At 61.9% G+C, this 23,314-nt stretch carries 21 protein-coding genes; 11 read left to right on the forward strand and 10 right to left on the reverse strand.

Features of this window, described 5'->3' with window-relative positions; all coding sequences use genetic code 11:
- The first annotated feature begins 5 nt into the window (after positions 1-5).
- From AC3D25_RS16510 to AC3D25_RS16525, 4 genes are all read left to right on the forward strand, one after another.
- Positions 6-1,613 carry a hypothetical protein gene (locus AC3D25_RS16510; protein WP_488889427.1) on the forward strand — a complete coding sequence of 536 codons (1,608 nt, stop codon included), beginning with the start codon at positions 6-8 and terminating at the stop codon, positions 1,611-1,613.
- Positions 1,610-2,608: a PDDEXK family nuclease gene (locus AC3D25_RS16515; protein ID WP_488889428.1), complete on the forward strand. Its 999-nt coding sequence runs from the start codon at positions 1,610-1,612 to the stop codon at positions 2,606-2,608. The genes AC3D25_RS16510 and AC3D25_RS16515 overlap by 4 nt, the downstream gene beginning before the upstream one ends.
- A 52-nt stretch (positions 2,609-2,660) precedes the next feature.
- Positions 2,661-5,075, forward strand: a complete 2,415-nt coding sequence (locus tag AC3D25_RS16520) for a hypothetical protein (protein ID WP_488889429.1) — start codon at positions 2,661-2,663, stop codon at positions 5,073-5,075.
- Between the two features lie 245 nt (positions 5,076-5,320).
- Positions 5,321-6,943 (forward strand): hypothetical protein, encoded by a 1,623-nt coding sequence (locus AC3D25_RS16525; RefSeq protein ID WP_488889430.1) that lies wholly within the window; start codon positions 5,321-5,323, stop codon positions 6,941-6,943.
- Positions 6,944-7,161: 218 nt separating this feature from the next.
- On the opposite strand, the gene AC3D25_RS16530 is transcribed toward AC3D25_RS16525, so the two are convergent.
- Together AC3D25_RS16530 and AC3D25_RS16535 are read right to left on the reverse strand one after the other, a co-directional pair.
- Positions 7,162-7,731 carry a J domain-containing protein gene (locus tag AC3D25_RS16530; RefSeq protein ID WP_488889431.1) on the reverse strand — a complete coding sequence of 190 codons (570 nt, stop codon included), beginning with the start codon at positions 7,729-7,731 and terminating at the stop codon, positions 7,162-7,164.
- Between the two features lie 130 nt (positions 7,732-7,861).
- Positions 7,862-8,155 carry a hypothetical protein gene (locus tag AC3D25_RS16535; protein ID WP_488889432.1) on the reverse strand — a complete coding sequence of 98 codons (294 nt, stop codon included), beginning with the start codon at positions 8,153-8,155 and terminating at the stop codon, positions 7,862-7,864.
- Between the two features lie 351 nt (positions 8,156-8,506).
- Between AC3D25_RS16535 and AC3D25_RS16540 the strand changes: the two genes are divergently transcribed.
- Positions 8,507-10,066 (forward strand): methyl-accepting chemotaxis protein, encoded by a 1,560-nt coding sequence (locus tag AC3D25_RS16540; RefSeq protein WP_488889433.1) that lies wholly within the window; start codon positions 8,507-8,509, stop codon positions 10,064-10,066.
- Between the two features lie 457 nt (positions 10,067-10,523).
- On the opposite strand, the gene AC3D25_RS16545 is transcribed toward AC3D25_RS16540, so the two are convergent.
- On the reverse strand, positions 10,524-10,805 hold the full coding sequence (locus AC3D25_RS16545) for a hypothetical protein (RefSeq protein ID WP_488889434.1): 282 nt from the start codon (positions 10,803-10,805) through the stop codon (positions 10,524-10,526).
- 463 nt (positions 10,806-11,268) lie between these two features.
- Here AC3D25_RS16545 and arsC point away from each other — a divergent pair, with 463 nt between their 5' ends.
- The 3 genes from arsC to AC3D25_RS16560 all read left to right on the forward strand — a co-directional run bounded on the left by arsC (position 11,269) and on the right by AC3D25_RS16560 (position 13,471).
- On the forward strand, positions 11,269-11,691 hold the full coding sequence (gene arsC, locus AC3D25_RS16550; RefSeq protein ID WP_488889435.1) for an arsenate reductase (glutaredoxin): 423 nt from the start codon (positions 11,269-11,271) through the stop codon (positions 11,689-11,691).
- Positions 11,692-11,816: 125 nt separating this feature from the next.
- The gene (locus tag AC3D25_RS16555; protein WP_488889436.1) at positions 11,817-12,128 is read left to right on the forward strand and encodes a hypothetical protein; all 312 of its coding nucleotides are present in this window, start codon (positions 11,817-11,819) and stop codon (positions 12,126-12,128) included.
- A gap of 179 nt (positions 12,129-12,307) precedes the next feature.
- Positions 12,308-13,471, forward strand: coding sequence for a GGDEF domain-containing protein (locus AC3D25_RS16560; protein ID WP_488889437.1), 1,164 nt, complete (start codon positions 12,308-12,310; stop codon positions 13,469-13,471).
- Positions 13,472-13,478: 7 nt separating this feature from the next.
- Here AC3D25_RS16560 and AC3D25_RS16565 read toward each other — a convergent pair whose 3' ends face one another.
- A complete protein-coding gene (locus AC3D25_RS16565) occupies positions 13,479-13,976 on the reverse strand; it encodes an MgtC/SapB family protein (protein ID WP_488889438.1) in 498 nt (165 codons plus the stop codon).
- 125 nt (positions 13,977-14,101) lie between these two features.
- Here AC3D25_RS16565 and AC3D25_RS16570 point away from each other — a divergent pair, with 125 nt between their 5' ends.
- The gene (locus AC3D25_RS16570) at positions 14,102-14,497 is read left to right on the forward strand and encodes a RidA family protein (RefSeq protein WP_488889439.1); all 396 of its coding nucleotides are present in this window, start codon (positions 14,102-14,104) and stop codon (positions 14,495-14,497) included.
- A 9-nt stretch (positions 14,498-14,506) separates the two neighbouring features.
- Here the strand turns inward: AC3D25_RS16570 and AC3D25_RS16575 are convergent, their stop codons facing one another.
- From AC3D25_RS16575 to AC3D25_RS16600, 6 genes are all read right to left on the reverse strand, one after another.
- Complete coding sequence (locus AC3D25_RS16575; RefSeq protein ID WP_488889440.1) at positions 14,507-15,118, reverse strand: alpha-ketoglutarate-dependent dioxygenase AlkB family protein; 612 nt, start codon at positions 15,116-15,118, stop codon at positions 14,507-14,509.
- A gap of 57 nt (positions 15,119-15,175) precedes the next feature.
- Positions 15,176-16,129: an ABC transporter permease gene (locus AC3D25_RS16580; RefSeq protein WP_488889441.1), complete on the reverse strand. Its 954-nt coding sequence runs from the start codon at positions 16,127-16,129 to the stop codon at positions 15,176-15,178.
- A gap of 10 nt (positions 16,130-16,139) precedes the next feature.
- On the reverse strand, positions 16,140-17,117 hold the full coding sequence (locus AC3D25_RS16585) for an ABC transporter permease (RefSeq protein ID WP_488889442.1): 978 nt from the start codon (positions 17,115-17,117) through the stop codon (positions 16,140-16,142).
- Positions 17,114-18,679: a sugar ABC transporter ATP-binding protein gene (locus tag AC3D25_RS16590; protein ID WP_488889722.1), complete on the reverse strand. Its 1,566-nt coding sequence runs from the start codon at positions 18,677-18,679 to the stop codon at positions 17,114-17,116. Before AC3D25_RS16590 ends, AC3D25_RS16585 begins: the two co-directional genes overlap by 4 nt.
- A gap of 217 nt (positions 18,680-18,896) precedes the next feature.
- Positions 18,897-19,832 (reverse strand): ABC transporter substrate-binding protein, encoded by a 936-nt coding sequence (locus tag AC3D25_RS16595; protein WP_488889723.1) that lies wholly within the window; start codon positions 19,830-19,832, stop codon positions 18,897-18,899.
- Between the two features lie 262 nt (positions 19,833-20,094).
- Positions 20,095-21,192: a LacI family DNA-binding transcriptional regulator gene (locus tag AC3D25_RS16600; RefSeq protein WP_488889443.1), complete on the reverse strand. Its 1,098-nt coding sequence runs from the start codon at positions 21,190-21,192 to the stop codon at positions 20,095-20,097.
- A gap of 303 nt (positions 21,193-21,495) precedes the next feature.
- On the opposite strand from AC3D25_RS16600, the gene AC3D25_RS16605 reads away from it, so the two are divergent.
- Together AC3D25_RS16605 and AC3D25_RS16610 are read left to right on the forward strand one after the other, a co-directional pair.
- Complete coding sequence (locus AC3D25_RS16605; protein WP_488889444.1) at positions 21,496-22,278, forward strand: phytanoyl-CoA dioxygenase family protein; 783 nt, start codon at positions 21,496-21,498, stop codon at positions 22,276-22,278.
- A complete protein-coding gene (locus tag AC3D25_RS16610; protein ID WP_488889445.1) occupies positions 22,275-23,264 on the forward strand; it encodes an aldose 1-epimerase in 990 nt (329 codons plus the stop codon). Before AC3D25_RS16605 ends, AC3D25_RS16610 begins: the two co-directional genes overlap by 4 nt.
- Positions 23,265-23,314: the final 50 nt, after the last annotated feature.

Consider the following 23,314-nt stretch of genomic DNA (forward strand, 5'->3'; position numbering starts at 1 on the left):
AATCGATGACAGATTTTAAACTCCCCAGCGCCTACTTCCCGATTGAAGAGGGTGAACTACTAACAAAGTATTTTTCGAGAACCAGTGCGAATGCCCATCACGATGTGGTGACCGGAACGTGGTACGCGCCGAGCGGTCTTGACCGCTACATCGAGCCCTTCAAAGATGTCATCGGCACGTTTGAGGACCTTCGCGGGCACCACACCTTCCTGCCTCTGCAACTGAGGACGGCTACCCCAGAGCAAACCGACGTGATTATCAAACACACTCAACATGAGTACGTGCCCGGAATCATGGCGCCTCTAGGCATGAATGGTCCAAACGGTGGCAGGTTTCGAGTGCTTCCTACCCTGTGCCCTGAATGCGCAAAGTCGAACATTGCCCTCTGCGGTACACCATACTGGAACCGGGCCAACATGGTGCCGGGACTGCTGTTTTGCTCAGAACACAGGCGCCCATTGGAGGTCGGATGCGAAGAATGCGCGGTCATACAAAACCACAACAAACTCGTATGGCCCGGGAAGCATTGTGGCTGCGGACTCAAGCCACTTGATGAAGTATCGGGGATGTCGTCGTCCCAGGAGGAGCATGAGATAGAGCTTCATCGAGTTAGTAATCTGTTGCTCTGCCCCGACTACATGCCTGGCTTGAATCGTGATTCGATTGGCGAAGTGGTCCGACGTCGTACTCGAGAGTTGGGGCTTAGTGAGTTTGACGTGAGGCAGACGAAGCTCGCCCATGCCTACCTTTCCAATCATTCGACAAAGAGACTTCTTGAACGGTGCGGCGTTCTGTCTACCGAGGGCCTGTCGAATGACCGTCTCACGGGGAAACTCGTTTACTTAAATCCGTTGCAAAGTTCCGCGCTGCTGATGGCTCTTTTCGACGGTTGGACTAACGTCGAAAACGCTATCGAGGAAATGAATGCAGACGACATTCAATTCAGGCCGTTGAAGCGGAAGCCGGGAGGACAGCGGCTTGAACTGGAACTTCTCACATACGCATCGCGCAAGACCCGTAGCTTTGTCGAAAGAAATCGCGAGTCGTTGGCAGCGAGAGCACAACTCAAATACATTGCCATTCGCGAAAACATGCCGCATCTCAACCATAGGGGGATTCGGAAGGAGCTGGCATGCCCCGGACAATACGCGCCAACAGTCAAATCGCTCAGGGCGGCCGGAGAAAGCGTGCCAGAAATCACCTTTGACGCCGACAGAAACAAGGTGATTGACAAACTACTATCGGAGCGGGTAGTAAGTCTCGCCCTGAAATTCGCGCGAAGTGGATGCGGAAGGCAGGTTTCGACGAAGAGACTTCTGGCGGGCACTATCCTTTCCAAAAAGACCCAGTACCGTCATCTCTTCCCGCTGACCGACGAAGCGTTGACGAACCACTCCGAGAGTCGGGATGACTGGTGCACCAGAGTGGGCCGCCCCGTATCTACGAAAGGGACAGAAATAGTGCGTGCACTCGAAAGGACCGATACGGCAAAGCGGCGTCCGCGAGAAAACCGACGGCAGCCGAACCAGAGTCCGGTTGCGCCCTTGGTTGACTTTCTATTGTGTAGCGACGCACAACAAGATGTGCCTAAGGCGGCACAGGCATTCGAATGATTGCGCCAGTCATGCGAAATCCCTCAGATAAACGGCCTGAGTTCGATTTTGTGCTCGACGCTTACAAAGAGCCGGCCCGCAAGCCCCGAGCGACGGGCTACCATCGTCAACCTTACATTCGTGAGGCTGCGACCATCATACCGAAGCCTGAGACTGCGCAGACCAGCTCTGATTGCTCTTCAGAGCACGTAAAGCTAATCGAGCAGACCAAATTCGCGATTCTTGATTTGCCGCGTCCCTTCGCTACACCTCCTGGCCTTGTGGTCGAGCCCTTCGATGAATACAACTGGGAGACTGGGGAGCGGTACGAATCGATACTGGAAGCACGGAAGCCATCACTTGCAACGCGCGGAGTGTTACCAAGCCTCAAAGAAAATCGGCTTCTACAAGCCCTTTCGATGGGTGAGTTCACAATTCAGCTCGCGTTGATGTTCCATCCGTACGTGGTCGACATTCGTGAGCAGTATCCGTACTACACCGAAGAGGCATATCTACGAGCGCAGGCCACGGGTAAAAAGATGAATCGCTCGGACTTGCTCACGTTTGATTTGGTGCTCACTTATTGGCATCCGAATCTGCACACACTGCGCTACCACGTCGTGAGCGTTAAGCACGCTCGCCACGTTCTTGAGAAGAAGGATGAGGACCGAATAATCAAGGAGCGCACAATCTGCGCTGGCCGGGACTGGACGTGGGAGATGCTGCGCTCCAACGCAATTCCGAGCCGCGAGCTCGCGAACTGCGCCGCACTGTGGTCAATGGCAAAGAGCGAAAAGGTGCGCCATCTTTATGAGCGCTCCAAACAGTTTGCAGACAACCTGATGACTCATAGCGTTCGCGGAACCCTCGAAGCTGTACTGGAGCGTCGCGCGGAGAGCATGGGCGTCAGCATGAACACAGTGGTTCATCTTTTCGTATCGGCTGTGTCGCACGGATTCGTAACGTTGGACCACTCGAAGCGCGTCGACACGCGACTCCCGATTCCGCTCGCTTAAACGTTTTCATTCAGGCCGGCGCTTCAGCCGGCCGTGCTTCAAGGAGAAGCTCATGCGCTCGCATATCATGCCTCCCGCGGCGAAGGAAAGCTCGCCCGTTCCTCCCCCTCGCATCATTACGGACGAAGCGTTCGCAGCACGCATCATTGAAAGCTACCATCGGCGAGCATGGCCCTCCGGGCTGGTTCCGATGAAATTGTTTGCCCGCAGACGTGATAACGGGGGTGCCTTTTATCGGGCAGTAACGTGGGACGCAAACAATCGCCACCTCTATGTTCTCCGTCTGGTCGCGGGAAGCGGAAGCGGCACACTATACGGAGGTGGTCATTGGGAGCGATGGATTCTCGACGGTGATGAAGACCCACTGAGCGATGTCTACTCCATTTCAGACATTTTCACGCCGGATGAAATCCAAAAGGAGTCTATTCCTGTCTCCGATGCGAGCTTGGTTGGCCTTGACCGTAGGAAGTCTATCGTCAAGGCCTATTCGGATGTTACGGTCGACTACAACGGTGCACCAAAGGACATGTTCAATCCGTTCATCTTGAGCGACCCGAACGCCAGGAGGGAGGCGCTGCGTCACGTCTGGCAGAACATGGGGCAGCCTCCAGGTTACCAGTCCACAATCCTCGAATATTTCTACAGACACTGCGCTTACGGTGGCGTACCGCGCGCACTGATTAAACGAACCGACCGTAGAGGCGGAGCAGGCCAACAGCGCATAGCAGTAAACACCCGGCGTCCCGGCCCGAGCACGCGGTTGGAGAAAATCGCCGACGACAAAACTAAGTACCTGGGGCATCCGCGAATGATGCGCAAAACCCATGTGCGTCCAGCAGACTTCGCCAAATTTGTCGCTGCTATCGAAAAATACTTCATCGGCGAAAAGATGACGCTCACAAACGCGTACAGCGCGATGGTGAGCGACCAGTATGAGAAGTATCCCGAGCGCCTGATTCCCAGCTGGAAGCAGTTCCTCTACCACGTCAACAAATACATCCTTGCGGCGACGGACGCCAAACGCAGACAACTTGGTCGCCGGCTGTCGCGGAAATATTTATCCTCAAAGTCCGGGCAGGCGACGCACCTGACTCTGGACATGACTCTCGAAATTGTTGACGTTGATGGCTTTGTTGCCAAGGTTCCTGTCGCGGCGCTCGTCGCTGATAAGATTGAACCAATCTTCGTGACCATCATCTTCGCTGTCTCTCGGCGGACCGGAGCTGTGGTCGGGTATGAAATCGCGATGGCTGGCGAGGACAATGAATCCTTTCGCCGATGCATAGCATCCATCTATATTGACAAAGCCCCGCGTGCCCGGGAACTCGGTCTCCACGACGTCGAGGACTTGCCGCATGGGTCTATAGATGGCGTCTTTGTCGACAATGGCGCAGGTGCGAGCGATGCCGTTATCGACACGGCGTGCAAGGAGATGCATCTCATCATGTACCTGGCGCCCCCAGCAGCAGGCGAGAAAAAGGGAACCGGTGAGAGCCTGAACGGCATCATGTTACGGCTGATGGCGGAAGCACGCGGTGCATACACACGGCAGCGCGATATTCTCTCGAAAGACCTTCGCGACCGCGCAAGAAAAGAAACGCCCATCACGGTGGAGCAATTGGAGGAGTTGGTCCTGCTGGCCATCCAGCACGTCAATCGCTTTGCAAAGAGACGCCATCTGCGGAGCGACACCATGCGCATGAACGGCTGCCACCGTATCAATCCTACCGCTCTCTGGCAGTATCACCAAGCCGCGCGCATCGGCGACCAAAAGGTCGAACTTACTGAGCGCGAGGCTTGGGAGAAGTTCATCCCCTGGCGCGACGGTACGGTTCGCGGCGGGAAGGTTGCTTACCTATCGATGCGATGGAGGTCTGATGAGCTTGACAACTACTACGATGACTTTATGGCCACCCGGGTTAGCAAGTCAGAAAAGATGAAAATTGAGTACAAGCGTGTCGGAGTTCATGCGACGACGCTTCAGTGGCGGGACAATCGCGGTACCCGCGGCGAGTTGAGACTTGTGGAGCAAGATGAGTTGATGCTCGAAAGGGTTACCTGGAAAGCTGCTGAGCTTCGAAACCTGGATGACGCTGCACTGACGACAGAGGATGAAGTTGAGAAAGGCCGGCATCGCCATCACATGAATATGCTCACGAACAAGGCGCAGAAGAAGGTGAGCGACCACCATCGGCGCTCGAGTAAGAAGGTCGATACGGTTCTCGAAGCCGAGACGATTCGCGGAGCTCGCAAGAACGCGAAGGTACGTCAAGATAGGAAGCGCTTTGCAAGAGCGGAAGGCGTGACCGCAAACGTCGATGCGGAACGGGAGCAGTTTGAGGCTGTGAAGTCGGAAGTGTTCCTGACAGAAGATGGTACGGTCGTTATCGATGCTGACTTCGACGATGAATACGACGCAATCTTGGCCGCACATTTGCGTGCCGCATCGCAACGCCTCGGCGCGTAGGCGTCCAGCCCCGTCTCCAGCGAGCGTCCCAGCGCTCACCTCGAGGGCGGAGCGGTAGGAGGCAATCGACGAGTTGCTAGGCATACTGTGACAGCGTTCCGCACGAATTTTGACGACAGAAATCAGAGAGCATCGGTCAAGTAATTGTTTTTAAACAATATTTTTGACGGCTCAAACAAAAATTTGCGAGCCGCAGTCACTCCGCCTTGCTATTATAAATAGCGCTCTGTGACAGGAAATAGGCAATGAGTGATGAAATCCTTGAGCTGCTGGCTAAAGATGGGCCGCAGTTAAGCAGCCAGCTTGCTGTCGGTCTTGAAACATGGTTGGGCATTACGCCCGCAGCAGCTCGAAAGAAAGTCGAACGGCGAAGCAAGTCAGTGCGCGAGCTGAAGCTGCCATTCGCCCGCCGTGCCAAGTTTCTGTATACCGCTGCGCAATACGGGAGCACCAAATTCTGGACGCGATTAGCCGAAGCGCTTCAAGAAGGTAACGGGGCCTACGCGCGAGTGATTCGAGCCCTTGGTGCGCGCGGCGGCCTACTTCCGCTGGCACATCTAGCATCGGCGGCAGGCATCTCGTCCGGCGACCGGCAAATCTCGTTCGAGCGTGTCTGGCAGGACCTTGTGGACACCGAGTTGTTCCAGACCATAGAGGTGCCGGGCTTGGGCGAGTGCTTCGCATTCGCCAAGAAGGACACGTCGCTTGATGAACTGCTCCCTGGGATACGCGCTCGACTTATAGCGGAAACCGTGCTCCTCGAGTCCGTTCAGGAGTGGGCGGCGAAACTGGGGCTCGGCAGCTACGGGAGCTTCAAGCTGCGAAACTGCCAAGTGGGTGCCGCACCTACCGTCTCGGTTTTTCAGTGGGACCTGACGGCGCCGTCATATGTCAGTGCGCTTGCGACTTGGAGCGCCGGCCGCCCAAAACCCGGTTTTATGGTTCTGGACGTGCTCCTGAAGGATGAGGTCGGGTTGAACGACCTCCAGCCCTTCATATACAAATGCAGAACGCTACGCCAGGTGCGCAACGTCCGCACGCTGCAGTTCTTCGTCGCCCACCGCTATACCCGCGAAGCCCTCGAAGCTATCCGGCGCGAAGGAATTATTCCCGCGACCTCAGAGTCGTTGTTCGGTACCGACGTGGCCCGCGCACTGATGGAATTGAGCGGCACGCTCGTGCAAGCAGCGACAGAAGCAGTCGACCCCGAAAAATTCTCTCAGCTGTTCGACAAGCTTGGAAAGGTCGCGGGCGCCGCCGGCACGCTACGTGGGGCGCTGTTTGAGTTTATCGTCGCAGACGTGATGCGCAGGACGGTGGCCAGCGCGACCATCGTCATGAACATGATTTATCGTAAGGGTGGCAAGGACGTTGCCGAAGTAGATGTCAGGGTAGTCGTACCGGGCCAAGAGATTCGATTCATTGAATGCAGGGGGCTGATACCCGGCAACCGATTGCCGGATGAAGAAATTGAGGCCTGGCTGACCAAGCGCATCCCGAGCGTCCGAAGACAAACGCTCGACCATCCCGAGTTCCAGAATCTCACGCTCACTTTCGAACTGTGGCTCACTGGCGAGCTTTCGCCGGAATCTCAAAGAAGAATCGCGGACGCACAGGCAAACGTGGACCCGAGCCGGTACAACATCAAGGTCGTGCTTGCGCAAGACATCGAAGAATCGGTGAAGAAGTTCCCCGACCTTCGGAAGGTCGTGAAGCAACACTTTCTGGAGCATCCGATGGCGGCTCCGATTGATGTCATCAATCCGGTTTCGAAGCGGAAGATTTCTCAGGCTGCTGCCAAGTTTTCACACCTATCGTTCGACGATTTTATCGGCGAACCCAACGAGGCAGACGAGAGTCCGGCCTGACGAGTTCATGCTTAAGCATAACTGTTAGAACTGCGCTAACTGAACGGACTTTTCTAGGTACAACACATGAGCGTTCGCGGCAGCAAGGCTGATGGTCGAGCGGGCCGTTGATTTATAAGAATTTTTCGAACCCTTAAGGACAATTAGCGCCTTTAAGTACAACTGTTAGAACCTGCTACGAAATAAAAACCCCCGGAAGGGGGTTTTTTATTGATATTTCACGCGCGCAGCCCATTGAGAAACTGATACCAGAACGATCCGAACGGCGCACTAGCTGGCTTCGCTTCCGGCTCGCCGGGCTTCATTTCATCGGGTTCAGGCTCGCGCTCGGCCTGAATGCGCGACTCATGCAACGCCACCGCACTTTCCGCGATCTGCCGCGCGACGCTCGCCTCGCATTCGTGCCCGAGCAACACGCCGAATACCACATCGCGATTGAATCCCTGCGTCGCGAAACGCATCGCGAGCGCGATGCGTTCGGCATACACCGCCTCCGCCGCTGCTCGCGCCGCCGCTTCGCGCTCCTCACGCTCGCGTTCCTCGCGCTGATGCTCGTCCTCCCAGCGACGCATCTCCGCCGCGAAAATCGCGTCGTATACCTCGCGCTGCCCACGGTCGGAGAGGATGGCGTAGGCGTCGCGAATTTCCTGAAACGCCGCCCGCGCCGCGTCTTCGTGACCCGCGTTGCGGTCGGGATGCCAGCGCATCGCCGCCTTCCGGTACGCGCGCTTGATTTCTTCTTCGGTGGCCTTGTCGTGCACACCGAGCGTATCGTAAAGCGTTGCCATCGTTCACTCGCCCCGAATTTCGTGCGGCCACTTTAGCACGCAAAAATGACGATTATCCGGTGCCCATAAAGCAACGCCCGGCCGCGCGGGCCGGGCGTTTGACGTCGGTCGATACAGCGATCGACTTCGATCAGTTCGACTTTTGCATGCTTCCGGATGCATCGCCATCGCTGCCGCCAGCGTTGGTGGCCTTCTTCGACTTCTTCATGTGCTTGCTGCTCGACGGCGCGCTCATCGTGCTCGACCCCGTCGCGCCCGAAGTCGATCCCGTCACGCCGCCCGCGTTCGGCGTGCTCATTCCGGTGCCGCCCTGGCCCGCACCATTGCCGCCGGCCGTTCCGCCTCCGTTGCCCTGCGCGAACGCGCCGCCCGAGAGGCCCAGCATAAGGGCCGAAATCAACAATCCTTTCTTCGATACTTTCATCGCCGTCTCCCTGAGTTTTGAACGCGGCGCGTGAAATGAGAAAACGAAACACGCCGCGGTAAGGTTTCTCCTGCAATCGCCGTGCCGCGCGTGAAGTCGCGAAGCGGCGTTATCTTTGCAATGGGATCGCCAATAAACCCATTAATTGGGCTATTCGATTTTAATTTGAGTTTTATCAACATACTTAATGCCCTCTCCATAAATATTTTCCTTTCGGCGCCGTTAGTTACGGTGACTCCCGGAGTACCGGATCAACGCCACACATCAACGGGATGCCCCGGCGCAATGCGTCCGGATCGGAAGCAAATCGATTATTTCGAGTGTTCGAAAGATAAGAAGAGGAGAAGGAGCATGTTGAAAAGCCTGTCCATCCGGGGTTGTCTGAGCCTCATGGTGGCGTTCTTCGGCGTGGTGTTGATCGTGGGCGCGGCGGCGGGCTTGCTGTCGATGCGCGCGGGCAACGAGTCGCTGAAGCAGATGTACACGGTCGATACCCCCGCCGTTGCCGATCTCGAAGGCAGCGCCGGTCAGTTGCTGCGCTTGCGGCTCGCGCTCGCGACCTACGCGTCGCTCGCCGAACTCAACGACCAGGACGGCGCGAATGCGGTGCTGAAACGCTTCGATCAATACCGGCAAGGCTCCGACGAGCGTCTCGCGCATTTCGTGAGCCGCGCGGGCGACGACGCCGAGGAGCAGGGGCTGATCAAGGATATGCAGACGAAGCGCGAGACGTTCCTGCGCGACGGCGTCGAACCGGCGCTCGCGGCGCTCAAATCCGGCGACCGGCAGACGTTCCTGCAGTTGCAGGCAAAGCAGTTGCCGTCGCTCTACGGCACCTACGAAAAGTCGATGCTGACGCTCGAACAGCTGCAACTCGATCACGCCGAGCAGCGCTACAACGAAGCGCAGACGCGCTTCACCGCCGTGAGCGGCGTGGTTGCGGCGGGCCTGGTCGTCGCGTTGCTGCTCGCCTGGGCGGGGCGCGCGGCGCTAATGCGCGCGATCGTCGTGCCGGTGAACGCGGCGATTGCGCAGTTTCACCGTATCGCGGATGGCGACCTTACCGCGCGGATCGAGGTGACGAGCCGTAACGAAATGGGGCGTCTGAGCGCGGCGCTGCAAAAGATGCAGGATTCGCTGACCTCGACGGTGCGCACGGTGCGCAGCGGAACCGAGTCGATCAACGTCGGCGTGAGCGAGATCGCGACCGGCAATACGGATCTGTCGCAGCGCACGGAGGAGCAGGCTTCGTCGCTGGCGCAGACGGCGGCCAGCATCGAGGAACTGACGTCGACCGTCAAGCAGACCGCCGCGAACGCCAAAGAAGCCAGCGTGCTGGCTCAGGGCGCTTCCGGGCTTGCGGCACAGGGCGGCGAACTGACACAGCAAGTGGTCGGCACGATGCACACGATGGTCGGCGATTCGCGGAAGATAGCCGATATTGTCGGCGTGATCGAGGGGATTGCGTTTCAGACCAATATTCTTGCGCTGAATGCGGCGGTCGAGGCGGCGCGCGCCGGGGAGCAAGGGCGCGGGTTCGCCGTTGTTGCGAGCGAGGTGCGTTCGCTCGCCCAACGCAGCGCGGGCGCGGCGAAAGAGATCAAGGGTTTGATCGATGCGTCTACGTCGCGGGTGGAAGCTGGCGCTGACCTCGTGGAGCGGTCCGGTACGACGATGACCGAGATCGTCGGCGCGATCGCCCGCGTGAGCGCGATCATGAACGAGATCGCGGCGGCGTCGGCGGAGCAGAGTACCGGTATCGATCAGGTCAATATCGCCGTTACGCAGATGGACGAGGTTACGCAGCAGAATGCCGCCCTCGTAGAGGAGGCGGCGGCCGCGGCTGGGTCGCTCGAGGAGCAGGCTCGGCGGTTGAGTTCGGCGGTGGCGGTGTTTCGTACTGCGGGGTAATGGGGGTGTTGTGGTCCTCCAGCGCCTGCTGGGAACTTGCTTTCGTGTGTGTCTATTAGCGTTGCCCCTGTCCGGGGCGGGACTTACTTTCTTCGGCTAGCTGCAAAGAAAGTAAGCAAAGAAAGCAGCGTGGCCGCCTAAGTGTCCACCACGGGCGGTTTCCGGGAGTGGCGCGATAGACCAGCCGTCGCATCGCACCGCTCGACGAAGTGGAGCCACTCATTCGTCCCGGCGGGCATAAATGCCTGCCGGTAGGGCGTGACCTTCGCCTTCTTTCAATGCTCCAATCGTCCTTGCGCGGCATGGGCGGAATCGATCGGTTCCGCGCCTTTCGCTGAACGCGCGCAAGCCGAGTGGGCTCGCGGCCTGTCCACATGCTTGTTTTGAGGTGGGCGCGCTTTCACGCGCTCCGTCTCATCGCCTCAACTCAACTCAACTCAACTCAACTTAACTCAACTCAACTCCCAAAGAAAATATCGCATTGCGGTCCATGCGTGCACGGCTTCGCAGCCGGCGCGCCTGCGTCTCCCTTCGTCTCCGGCACGCCGCCGTATGACATGTCGGTCGTGGATTGCTCGGACGCGTTTGCGTCGCGCTGGAATGCGCTCGCCGACGGTTGCGCGCTCGCGGCGACAGGCCGCTGCTGCGCGTCGTTCGCGCTCTGCGCGCTCGCCGCGCCCGCAAAGGACGTGGCAAACGCGGCGGCGAGGGTTATCGCCGAAATCAAACGTGTTTTCATATCGACTCCTTCATGGCTTACGTGCGGTCTCGCCCCGCAAGGATTCGGCGGCGAAAGGCGAAACCAGTCTGTGCGATGCGTGGCGAATCGGCCGACGTGAGGTGACGTGGCGCGTGTCATGACGCGACGCGATGTCGGGCGAGGCCGCTTCGGCGAATGCCGGTTTTGTTCAATTCGTAACAATACGGAATGCGCCGGACGAACCCGGCGAAGCGGCGCGACTGAGCCGGAAAAGAGCCGGCGCCGTGGCCGGAATGGCTCGAAGAAAGTCGGAAAAAGCCCGCTATAACTGCGTTATAGGCCGCGCTCAGGCGAATGAACAGCACAATCGCTACTACACTTGATCCTGCCTTCCGCCTGAAAAAACGCCGCACGTTGGGCGCTGCGCCGTGAACCCATCGCCATCCGGATTCCCTACAATGTCGGCAGCATCCCGTCGATCCCTTCCGTCAGAGAGCCAGCCATGACCGTCACGATCTATCACAACCCGAAGTGCGGCACGTCGCGCAACACGCTTGCACTTATTCGCAATGCGGGCATCGAGCCGGTGGTGATCGAATATCTGGTCGCGCCGCCGAGCCGGGAGACGCTTATTGCGCTGATCGGGCGCGCGGGTATCGGCGTGCGTGAGGCGCTGCGGGAAAAAGGCTCGCCGTTCGCGGAACTCGGCCTCGACGACCTTTCCCTCACCGACGAGCAGCTTCTCGACGCAATGGTCGTGCATCCGATGCTGCTGAACCGCCCGTTCGTTTCGACGCCGCTCGGCGTGCGGCTCTGTCGTCCGTCCGAGCGCGTGCTGGATATTCTGCCGTCGCCGCAGCAAGGGCCGTTTGCGAAGGAGGACGGCGAAATGGTCATCGACGATAAGGGTCAGCGCGTCCGTTAAACAGCTAACTCGGACCGTAACGTCGAGTTACCACTCTCGCAGCGCTGTTGCACCTGTGTCCGGTCTCGCCTTCTAGACTCACACCGTCCTTACTGACTCTGCACGGTGTGCAAGGAGCGCGAAAAATGAACAAGAAGATCCTTGGGGCAATTCTCGGTGTCGGCGTGCTGGTGGCGTCGGCGAGCGCGTCCGCGCATGTGGACGTGGCGGTCGGGATCGGCGTGCCGGGCGTGTACGCCGCTCCGCAGGCGGTGTATGGCGGCCCGCCGGTCGCGGTCGCTTATGGCGGTGACGGCGGTTACGGCGGCGGCTACGGTTACGACGACCGCCGCGAACGCGCCTGGCGTCACCACGAATGGCGCGAGCAGCAATGGCGGCGCGAAGCCTGGCGCGAACATCGCTGGCAAGAGCGCCACGGCTGGGGCGGCGGTTATTGATCGTGTATCCGCGTCGACGCAATTCACCTAAAGTTTGAAACGCCCGCGCCGATAGATCAGCAGCCAAGCCGTCATTCGGACGCGCCGCCCGCTGCGCTCAAGGCATTTCGAGCGCGTGCCGCGCGCGCCGCGTTCCGCCGCTCAAGGTCCTCGCCGCGCGGCGTCACCTCTCGTGTTCGATGTTCAGTCCACTCAGCATTCTCGTCGTCACTGCCTTGTCGAGCGTTCTCTCGATCCTGGTGCTGGTCTCGCTCCTGCCGCACAGGATCGCGGGCGTGACGCGCTGGGTGTGGGCGAACGTGATCGCGCTCGTCGGGCTGGTGCTGTTCTCGCTGCAAGGTGTTTTGCCGCCTGCGCTCGGGATCGTGACCGCGAATCAGCTGCTCGCGGCGACGGTGCTGATCATCTACGAGGGCTGTAACCAGTTCTTCGGCATTCGCATCGACGCGCGCCGCGCCGCGCTCGGTTGGAGCGCGTGGCTCGCGGTCATGGCGGGGATCGTTCATTTCACCTTTGTGCGCCCGGATGTGAACGCGCGCGTGGTGATCGTCTCGGGATTTCATGCGGCGTGCGCGCTCGCGATCGCCGGGCGCGTCGTCCTTTCGCGTCCGAAAGACCGGCCGCGCTATAACTACCTTTATGTCGCGGGCGCGGCGGGTCTTGGCGGCATCGCCCATCTGGCGCGCGGCGCGATCTACGCGGTTGCGCCGCCCGCGCAGGCCATGCTCCTCGAACCCGGTCCGGTGCAGATCGCGTTTCTCGCGCTTGGCATTCTCGTGCTGCCGGCCGTGTGTATCGGTCTCGTGATGATGGCGCACGACCGGCTCGCGCAACGTCTCGAACACCTCGCGCGCTTCGACGACCTGACCGGCGCGCTGTCGCGCAAGGCGTTTCTCGAACTGGCGTCCGCGCGCTTAGGCGCAGGTGCCGCGGATGGCGAGCGGGAATACGTGGCGGTCGTGGATCTCGACCACTTCAAGAGCGTCAACGATCTCCACGGCCACGCTGCCGGCGACGCTGTGCTGCGCCATTTCGCGTCGATCGTCCGCTCGCGGATTCGCCCAGACGATGCGTTCGGCCGGATCGGCGGGGAGGAGTTTTGTCTGATGTGCCGCGCGCCGCACGCGGTCGATGTGATCGCGCTGGTCGAGCGCTTGCGGCTCTCCGTCGAAGCCACGCCGTGCGAGCTGCCGGACGGGCCGCTCCATTACACGCTCAGCGCAGGCATCGCGGGCTGGGTCGGCCACGAGCCGCTCGCGGCGTTGCTCGCCCGCGCCGACAGCCGGCTCTATGCGGCCAAGCAGGCGGGGCGCAACCGGGTCGAAGCGCACGATACCGCGTGAATTCCGGTCATTCGTCGTCGGGAATCGCGGCGGCTTCGCGTTCCTCGCGCGGCTTGCTCATCCAGCGGCGATGGATCGCCTTTTCCGCGATCCGCCCGAGCGTCAGCAACACGATCATCAGCACGGTTCCCGCAACGGCGACGCTCCACGCGCCGAGCCCGCAGACGATCCCGACCGCCGCCGTGACCCAGATCGACGCGGCCGTGGTCAGTCCGCGAATCTTGTACTGGCTCGGATTCTGGACGATCACCCCCGCGCCCAAAAATCCGATGCCGGTGACGATCCCCTGAATGGCGCGCGACACGTCGGTGCCCGCCGAGAGCGTGGGACCCGAAAATCCCATCGCCGCCATGGTCGCGAGGCACGCGCCGAGCGAGACGAGGCCGAGCGTCTTCATGCCGGTGGGCTTGCCGTGCAGATCGCGATCCAGACCGATGACGCAGCCGATCGCGACCGCCCACAGCATGCGGACGACGGCATCGGCGAAGAGAGGAAAGGGCAGCATGGAACCTCGATGAATTTTCGCGGGGCAGAATGGCGCAAGTGGGCGACGCACAGTTATGACGTTACCTTAACCGCGTTTCGCATCGCCGCGAGACGCCACGAGACGCCAAATCCCGCCAGGACGCCATGAGCTTGCCGAAATTTTCGATGATCGACGCCGCGCCGACGCCGGTCGGCCCGTTTTCGCACGCCGCCGAAAGCGAAGGGTGGGTTTTTATCACCGGCCAGATGCCGACCGATCCCGCCGACGACGCCGCGCCGCTGCCCGAAGGCGTGGAACGCCAGACGCGTCGCGTGATGGACAACCTGATCCTCGTGCTGGACGGCCTCGGCCTGACGCTGGATCACGTCGTCAACGTGCGGATTTTCCTGACCGAATTCAAGCGCGATTACGCCGCGATGAACACCGTCTACCGGTCGTATTTCGAGCCGAAGCCGCTGCCGTCGCGCACGTGTATCGGCGTGACCGGGTTGGCGCGCGATGCGCTCGTGGAGATCGATTTCGTCGTGCGGCGGCCGTGAAAAAGCGCGCTAGCGTCCGCGCGGCCTGGGCGCTGCGAGTGCATCGACCCAGCGGAACGTGAGATTGATGCGTTCGCCGCGCGCTTCCGGCTCCTTCGGCACGCGATGAACCCATTCCAGTTGCGTGCGCCCGCGCATGACGAGCAGGCTGCCGTGCGTGAGTTTCAGCGCGTGGAGCGCGCGGCTTTTGGCGTGACGGAATTCGAAGGTGCGCGTCGTGCCGAGACTCACCGACGCGATGACCGGCTCCGCGCCGAGTTCGCGTTCCTTGTCGGCGTGCCAGCCCATGCTGTCCTGACCGCTCCGGTAGCGGTTGAGCAACACGCTGTTGAAGCGCGCGCCCGACGCCGCTTCGGCGCGCGTGCGCAGTTCGGATACCGCCGCGCTCCACGGCTGCGGCACGTTGCGGATGCCCGAATACACGTACACCGCGTCCGGCTCGCCTTCCCACGCGGTCAGGCGCGGCAACGGAACGCGGCCGCCGGGCGTCGTCATGGTGTCCTGCTGCCAGCGCACTTCGTCGATCAACGCGGCCATCAGGTCGGACGCCATGTCCGGCGCGAGCCAGTCGGGCTGCCAGTCGATATCGGGCTTGGGTATGTCGTCGAACAGGTCGAACATGGCGCGTCGGTGAATCCAGGTGCAGTGCGATACCCGACGATAGCAGACGTCACACGCTCAATGCGCGACTTTCACACCGCCCCGTTTCTTCAGCACGCGCGCTTGCAACACGATCACGAGCAGCAAAAACACGCCGCGAATCACCGATTGCCAGTACGCCGACAAGCTGATGAACCCGAGCCCGTTCTCGAAATTGAGCAGGTTGAACACGAGGCCGAGCAAGACGACGCCTGCAATCGTCATCGCGATCGATCCTTCGCCGCCCGTCAGCAGGGTGCCGCCGAGCACCACCGCCGAAATCGCAAACAGTTCCCAGCCGATGCCTTCGTTCGGCTGCCCCGCGCCGAACTGCGCCGCGAGAATCGCGCCCGCGAGTCCGGCGAGCAGGCCGCTCAGCGCATACACCGCGACCAGCGTGCGATCGACGTTCAGGCCCATCAGGCGCGACGCTTCCTCGCTGCCGCCGATCGCCAGTGCGTGCCGTCCGAACGTCGTGCTGCGCAGCGCGAGCCAGCCGAGCACGGCCGCCGCCACGGCGACGAGGCCGGGAATCGGCAGGCCAAACAGATCGCCCTGGCCGAAGGTGGCGAAACTGGAATCGGCGGCAATCGATACGGCGTCGTTGTGGCCGAGCAGGAGCGCCGCGCCGTGCGCGCCGAGACTCGTCGCGAGTGTGACGATGAACGGCAGGATCCGCATATGCGTGATGATCATGCCGTTGAGCGCGCCGACCGCAAGTCCCGCCGCGCCGCCCGCGAGCACCGCCGCGACGCCGCCGTGCGAACTGGCAAGCGCTGCGACCACGCTGGACAACGCCGCCACCGCGCCGACCGACAAATCGATCCCGCCAGTGATGATGACGAACGCCATGCCGACCGAAATCAGCGCGAACATCGAGTTATAGCGCCAGAACGACATGATGTTGTACGCGGACGCGAAATGCTCATAGCGCACGACGCCGAAAATCAGCAGGGCGGCGAGCGCGATCAGGATAGGAAGGTTCTTTTTCATCGTGGGTTCCTTAGCGCGGACGACGCTGCACGTACACGGCGGCGATGATGATGCCCGCCTTCACGACGAGCGCCGCCGCGTCCGGAATGCCATGCGCGAGCAGCGTGTAGCGCAGCAACTGGATAATCAGCGCGCCGATCAGCGTCCCGAAAATGTGAGCTTTGCCGCCCGTCAGCGCGGTGCCGCCGACCGCGACCGCCGCGATGGCGTCGAGTTCGACGCCGAGGCCGACCACGTTCGCATCCGACGACGAATTCACCGAGATCGAGATCAGCCCCGCGAGACCCGCGAGCGCCGCGCAGACGGTGTAGGCGATCAGCTTGACGCGCGCGGTCGGAATGCCGCTGAGATACGCGGCCTGTTCGTTGCCGCCGGTGACGAGCAGGTATTGCCCGAACAGCGTCTTGCGCACGATCCACGCGAACAGCGCGACGAGCGCGAACATCAGCAGGATCTGGAACGGCACGCCCGCGACCTTGCCGAGCGCGATCCACTGGAACGCCGGGTTGTTGAACGCCTGCAGGCTGCCGTCGGTTGCGACCTGCGCGATGCCGCGCCCGGCGATAAACAGCACGAGCGTCGCGACGATCGGCTGGACCGCGAGCCGCGTCACTAGAAAGCCGTTGAACACGCCGCACAGCGCCGCCGCGAATATCGGCAGCGTGAAGGCGAGCAGGATGCCGAGCGGGCCGTCGATATTCATGAAGAGCATCGGCGCGAGCGCGCCTGAAATCGCCATCGACGCGCCCACCGACAAATCGATCCCGCCCGTCGCCACCACCAGCGTCATGCCGATCCCGACGATCACGATCGTCACGACCTGCGTGAGATTCACGTTGAAGGTCTGCAGCGACCAGAAGTGGCTGGTGAACAGCAGATTGAACAGAATCATCGCGATCAGCACGGCGATCTCGCGCTGGATCGTCACGCGATACTTCTTGCGCGGCGTCGCCTGAACGCTCGGCGCGGTTTGCGTTTCTTGCGTCATGTCGTGCTTCCTTGCGTGCTTGTCTGCGTGCTCGTCTGCGTACCTTCGGCCGCTTCCACGAGCGCCGAGGCTTCGCCCGCGCCGTAGGCGATCGCGTCCATGATCGACGCCTCGCTCATCTGCGCGCCGTCGAGTTGCGCGACCGTCCGCCCGTCGCGGATCACGACCGCCCGGTCGGCCACGGCGGTGAGTTCTTCCAGTTCCGACGCCGACAACAACACCGCCAGCCCCGAATCGCGCAGTTCGCGCACGATCTTCGCGACATCCGCTTTCGCGCCCACGTCGATCCCGCGCGTGGGTTCATCGAGCAGCAGCAGCTTGGGATTCGTCGCGAGCCAGCGCGCGAGCAGCACTTTCTGCTGGTTGCCGCCGGAAAGTTCGCGGATCGGCTGGTCGGGCGAGCGCAGCTTGATGCCGAGCGACTCGATAAACCGGTCCACGATCACCCGCTGTTTCGCCACGTCCACCACGCCGTGTTTCGTGAGCGTGCGCAGGCACACGAGCGTCAGGTTGTCGCGCACGGAAAGCTGCGGCACGATCCCTTCGCCCTTGCGATCCTCGGTGAGATACGCGATCCCGCGAGCGATCGCGTCTTGCGGCGACTTCAGCGTGACCTTTTCGCCGCCGATCGAGAGCGTGCCTTTCTGCGCCGCGTCCGCGCCGAACAGCAGGCGCATGGTTTCCGTGCGGCCGGAGCCGAGCAGCCCGGCGAGACCGACGGCCTCGCCCGCGTGGACATCGAGCGAAACATCGGCGACCTTCGCGCCCGCGCTCAACTGGCTCGCGGATATCGCCACCGCGCCGCGCCGCGCGAGGTTTGCTTCCTTGACCGCGCTGTCTTCCTGCACGACGGCGGCGAGCGTGCGGCCGAGCATCGTCGTGACGAGTTGCAGCTTGTCCATGTCCGCCATCGCGCTTTCGGCGACGGTCTGGCCGTCGCGCATCACGGTGACGCGGTCGCACAACGCGTAAAGCTCGTCCAGCCGGTGCGAGACGAAGATGACCGCGCGGCCGTCGTCGCGCAAACGCCGCACGACCGTGAACAGCAATTCGACTTCGCGTTCGTCGAGCGACGAAGTGGATTCGTCCATGATGACCATCTTCGCGTCCGACGATACGGCGCGCGCGAGCGCGACCATTTGCTGGATCGCGGTCGAGTATTCGCGCACCGGCTTCGCGACGTCGATCTGCAAGCCGAACGAGTCGAGCAATTCCTTCGCGCGGGCGTGCACCGTCTTCCAGTCGATCATCCCGAACCGTCGCGGCTCGCGGCCGAGAAAAATGTTCTCGGCGACCGAGCGGAACGGCACCAGGTTGATTTCCTGATAAATCGTGCTGATCCCGGCGTTGCGGGCTTCCTTCGGCGAACGGAAATCGGCTTCGCGGCCGTCGAAGCGGATCGTGCCGCCCGTGCGCTGGTATGCGCCGGTGAGAATCTTGATGAGCGTGGACTTGCCCGCGCCGTTCTGGCCGATCAGCGCGTGGACTTCGCCCGCCGCGACCGTGAGCCGCGCATGACGTAACGCAGCGACACCGCCGAAGGCGATGTCGATGTCCTTCATGTCGAGCAGCGGGGCTTGACCGCCTTGCGGCGTTGCGGCGGATTTCGCGGCGGCGCGCGGGTGTTCAGGCGTCTCCATTGCAGCGTCTCCTTCTGGCGGCGTCCGCGCACGAGATGCGCGAACGGTCTCGCCGATACAAAAGAAGCGGCGGCCCGCAAAACGCGTGGGCGCGCCGCTCCAAACACCAACGTTGCTCTTGCGGGCGCTCTACAGCGGCTTAATAGCCGTACTGCATGCTTTCCTTGATATTGCTCTTGTCGTAGAAGCGGTCGGAGACTTTCACCCACGGCGGGATGGTTTCGCCCTTCGCGAACTTCTGCGCGACGTCGCACGCGAGCGGGCCGAAGAACGGGCTGGATTGCACGCTCGCGCCAAGTTCGCCGGCGGCGATGGCGTCCATGCCGCCCTTCGTGCCGTCGATGGTCACGATCGTGATGTCCTTGCCCGGCTGCTTGCCTGCCGCCTTGATCGCGGCGATCGCGCCGAGCGCCATTTCGTCGTTGTGCGCGTAGACGGCGGTCACGTCAGGATGCGCCTGCAGCAGCGTTTCCATGACCTGGCGGCCCTTGTCGCGGGCGAAATCGCCGCTTTGCGACGCGACGATCTTCATGCCCGGATTCTTCGCGATGGCGTCGTCGAAGCCTTTCTTGCGATCGTTCGCCGCCGACGCGCCGGTCGAGCCTTCGAGTTCGATGATGGTTGCCTTTCCGCCTGTCGCCTTGATGAGCCAGTCGGCGGCGCGTTGCCCCTGATCGATGAAGTCCGAGCCGATGAACGTGATGTAGTCCCGGCCTGCCTTCGCCAGCGATTGGTCGACGTTACGGTCCACCAGGATCACCGGAATGCCGGCTTTCTTCGCTTGCAGAATGACCGGCGCGAGCGGTTTTTCCTCGCGCGGCGGGAACACCAGCAGATCGACGTGCTGCGCGATCATGCTCTGGATATCCGCGACCTGTTTGGCGGGCGAACTGTTGGCGTCGGTCATCACCATCTGCCAGCCGCATTTCGCCGCGACGTCCTTGAAGCTTTTGGTTTCCGCGAGACGCCACGGATTGTTGCTCTCGGTCTGCGCAAAGCCGACGCGCAGCGGCTTCTTGTTCGCGATCTTCGGCAGAGCGTCGTCGGCGTGCGCCGCGCCGATACCCGCGAACATCGTGAGCGCGACGAGCGAAGCCGCCAGCGGGCGCACCGCCGAACGAATGTGAGATTGCGACCGGCTCGACGTTTTGTTGGTGTTTGTTGACGACAGCATGTCTTCCTCCGATAAGGATGGGTGTTTTTTTATGGCTATGACGGTGCGACGGGTGCTTCGAGGTATTTGGTTTTAATGGGTGCTTCGCGGAAAAAGGGTGCTCGGCCCTTCGTTCTCCTCCGTGGCGAAGTGCGACGATTATTTCACCGCATTTTATTATTGGTCAATCGCTAATATTATTAATTGCGGGCTGTTTTGCTTCGGTAATTACCCTGACCGAGCCGCGTTCCACCAGCGGACCGTCGAGCTTCACGACGCGTCTCCTGAGCGGCGCGCCCGCTGCGCGGTTGTGCTCTTCCTGCAGCAGCGTTTCGACTGCCCAGCGGCCCAGTTCGTAGTTCGGCAACACGACCGTCGACAGCGGCGGATGCGTGTGGCGCGCGATTTCCTGATCGTCGTAGCCGAGCACGGACACGTCTTCCGGTACGCGCAAGCCAAGCTGCTTCAACGCCTCGATTGCCCCGAGCGCCGTCAGGTCGTTCGCGCAGAAAATGGCGGTCGGCGGGTTCGGCTCGCGCATCAGCGAAAGCGTCTGCTCGAAGCCCGCGCCCGAACTCCAGTCGCCCTCGCGCACGAGTTCCGGCGCGAACGGCAGATCGGCGGTGGCGAGCGCCATCCGATAACCCTTCAGCCGGTCGCGCGCGGCGTCCTGCCACGGCTCGCCGTTGATATAGCCGATCCGCGTGTGGCCTGCGTGCAGTAAATAATCCGTCGCGGTGTGGCCGCCCGCGACCTCGGCCGGCACGACCGAAGAAAGCTCCGCGTCGCTCGTGTAGCAGTTCAACAGCACGGCCGGCACCTTCGACAAAGCCGGCGGCGGCGTCACACGCCGCGTGTACACGGTGGCGTAGATCACGCCGAGCACATGCGGATTCGAGAGCGTCGCGTCGAGCACCTGCTGCTCGATTTCGGCATTGCCGTGGGTCGAGTAAACCGAGAGCAGACGGCCGTGCGCGAAGGCGGCGTCACGCGCGCCGTCGATATTCACGACCGGATGCGGACTCGTGGAAATTTCATCGGCGAGATAAACGATCAGGTTGCGCTGGTTGGCCGCCGACAGGTCGGATAGCTCGGAAAGCGGGTCGCGCTGGGTCATCCGGTAGCCGAGATCCTGGGCGGCCTTGAGCACTTTCGTGCGTGTGGCGTCCGAGAATTTCGCGCCGGTCGCGTTGTTCAGCACGAGCGAAACGGTGGATTGCGAAACGCCGGTGAGCTTCGCGATGTCGGTCATCGTCGGGCGGCGTTGCGTGGATTTTTTCATTGTGCGGGCCGCGCGCGGGCGGCGTTGTCGATGCGGGAGGCGGCGCGCTTTTTGAGAGCGCGCCGGCGGGACGACGGTAGCACTAATATTACCGACGTACAACACGCGGAAACCACCGTGTGGCGGTGCTTTCCGCCTTCAGATCGGCGTCTAATGGTTATTACTAATAATATTGACGTTCTGTCAGGAACCGTGCGATTCTTGGTGCGTGCTGATAGCCGTTTGGCTCGCAGCCGTCGGCTCGCAGCCGCTGGCTAGCACCGACCGCGCCTCGACGCGCGGCGTCACATTCAGGAGATAACGATGCCTCGTTATGACGAGAGCGCCCGCGACGCGCTTGCCGCCGCGTTCGAGCGCGACGGATGCGTGATGTTTCCCGGCCATTTCCCGCGCGCGACGCTGGACAAGTGGCGCGCGGCGTTCGAGCCGCTTCTCGCGCCGCACGCGGCGGCCGAGGGCAATCGCGGCGCGGGCCGCTACTACGTGACCTTGCCATTCGACGGCCTGTTCGCCGATCCCGCGATCTTCTGCGACGAGGACATTCTCGGCGTGGTCGAACGGGTGGCGGGTCCGGACCCGGTGATGTGCCAGCTCGCCACGGATACCCCAGTGCGCGGCTCCGCGTTTCAGGACTGGCACCGCGACACGCCGCCGCTTTTCGACGCGTATCCGGAAACGCCATCGTTCCAGCTTGCGCTGAATTTTCCGCTGGTCGATGTGGACGAGGAAAACGGCTCGCTCGAAAACACGCGCGGTACGCATCGCGTGTCGCGCGAGGAAGCGCTCGCCGGTCTCGAAAGTGGCCGCTTTCCCGCCGAACGCGTGCCGATGCGCCTCGGCGACGTCATGTTGCGCGATGTGCGCGGCCTGCATCGCGGCACGCCGAACCTGACCGGCACGCCGCGCCCGATGGTCGTGATCGGGTATAGCCGTTCGTGGTATTTCCGGCCGGAAGTGCGGATCGAGGTGCCGCGCGACACGTTCGCAAACCTGCCCGCGCGCGCCCGGCGACTTCTGCGCTACAACCCGCAAGTTGATGCTGCACCGCGTCATTTCGACGAAAACTACCGGCAGTTCGCGTATTGACCGCCGCCGACTTCACAGCCGACTACGCCGCTCGCGTGCTGGACGGCTCGCTCGTCGAGTTGCGGGCGCACGGACGGCGCGCGCTGATCGCGCCGGAAACGGGCGGCGCGATCGCGGCTTTTTTCGATGAACCCGGCGACGGCGGCGGCCCGCTGCACTGGCTGCGTCCCGCGACGCCCAACGCACTCGCCGCGCGCGATCCGCTCGGCATGGCGAGTTTCCCGCTGCTGCCGTATTGCAACCGTCTCCGCGACGCGCGTTTTCATTTCGATGGCCGCGATATCGACCTGAGCGCCGATGGCAACGCCTTCGAGCACGCGCTGCACGGCCACGCGTGGCGGCGTCCGTGGCGTGTCGGCGCGAGGACGGCGTCGAGTGTCGAACTGCATTTTTCGCATACGCCCGCCGACGCCCCGGCCGAGCGCTGGCCGTTTCGCTACGAGGCGTCGCAGCGTATCGAGTTGAGCGAAACCGGGCTCGCCGTGACGATGACCGTGCGCAATCTCGACAGCCGCGCGATGCCGTTCGGCATGGGTCACCATCCTTATTACCCGCGCACGCCTGCAACGCGGATTCATGCACATGTCGCCACGATGTGGCACGCCAGCGCCGATCTGCTGCCGACGCACCTGGGCGCGCATCCGTCGGTGTCGGCGCTGGCATCGCCGGAAGGACTTTCCGCCGACGCCTTCGATCTCGACAACAATTTTTCACAGTGGAGCGGCGAGGCTACCATCGCGTGGCCGGACGAACGGCGCGCGCTCACGTTGCGCGCCGACCCCGCGTTCGCGCACACGGTGATCTACGCGCCATCGGACCGCCGCGACTTGCTGTGCGTGGAGCCGGTCAGCAACACGGCGGACTGGCTCAATCTCGACGCCGCGCCGGAAACAGTCGGCGGAGGCGTGTTGCAGCCGGGTGAATCGGTGAGTGCGGAATTCCGCTGGATTCCTCGCCTGGATTTCTCATCACCGATCTCGAAATAAAACGTCACAATTATTCGCCGCACATCAAAAATACGTGGAGAGGGGCCACT

The organism is Caballeronia sp. SL1002, assembly GCF_057814995.1.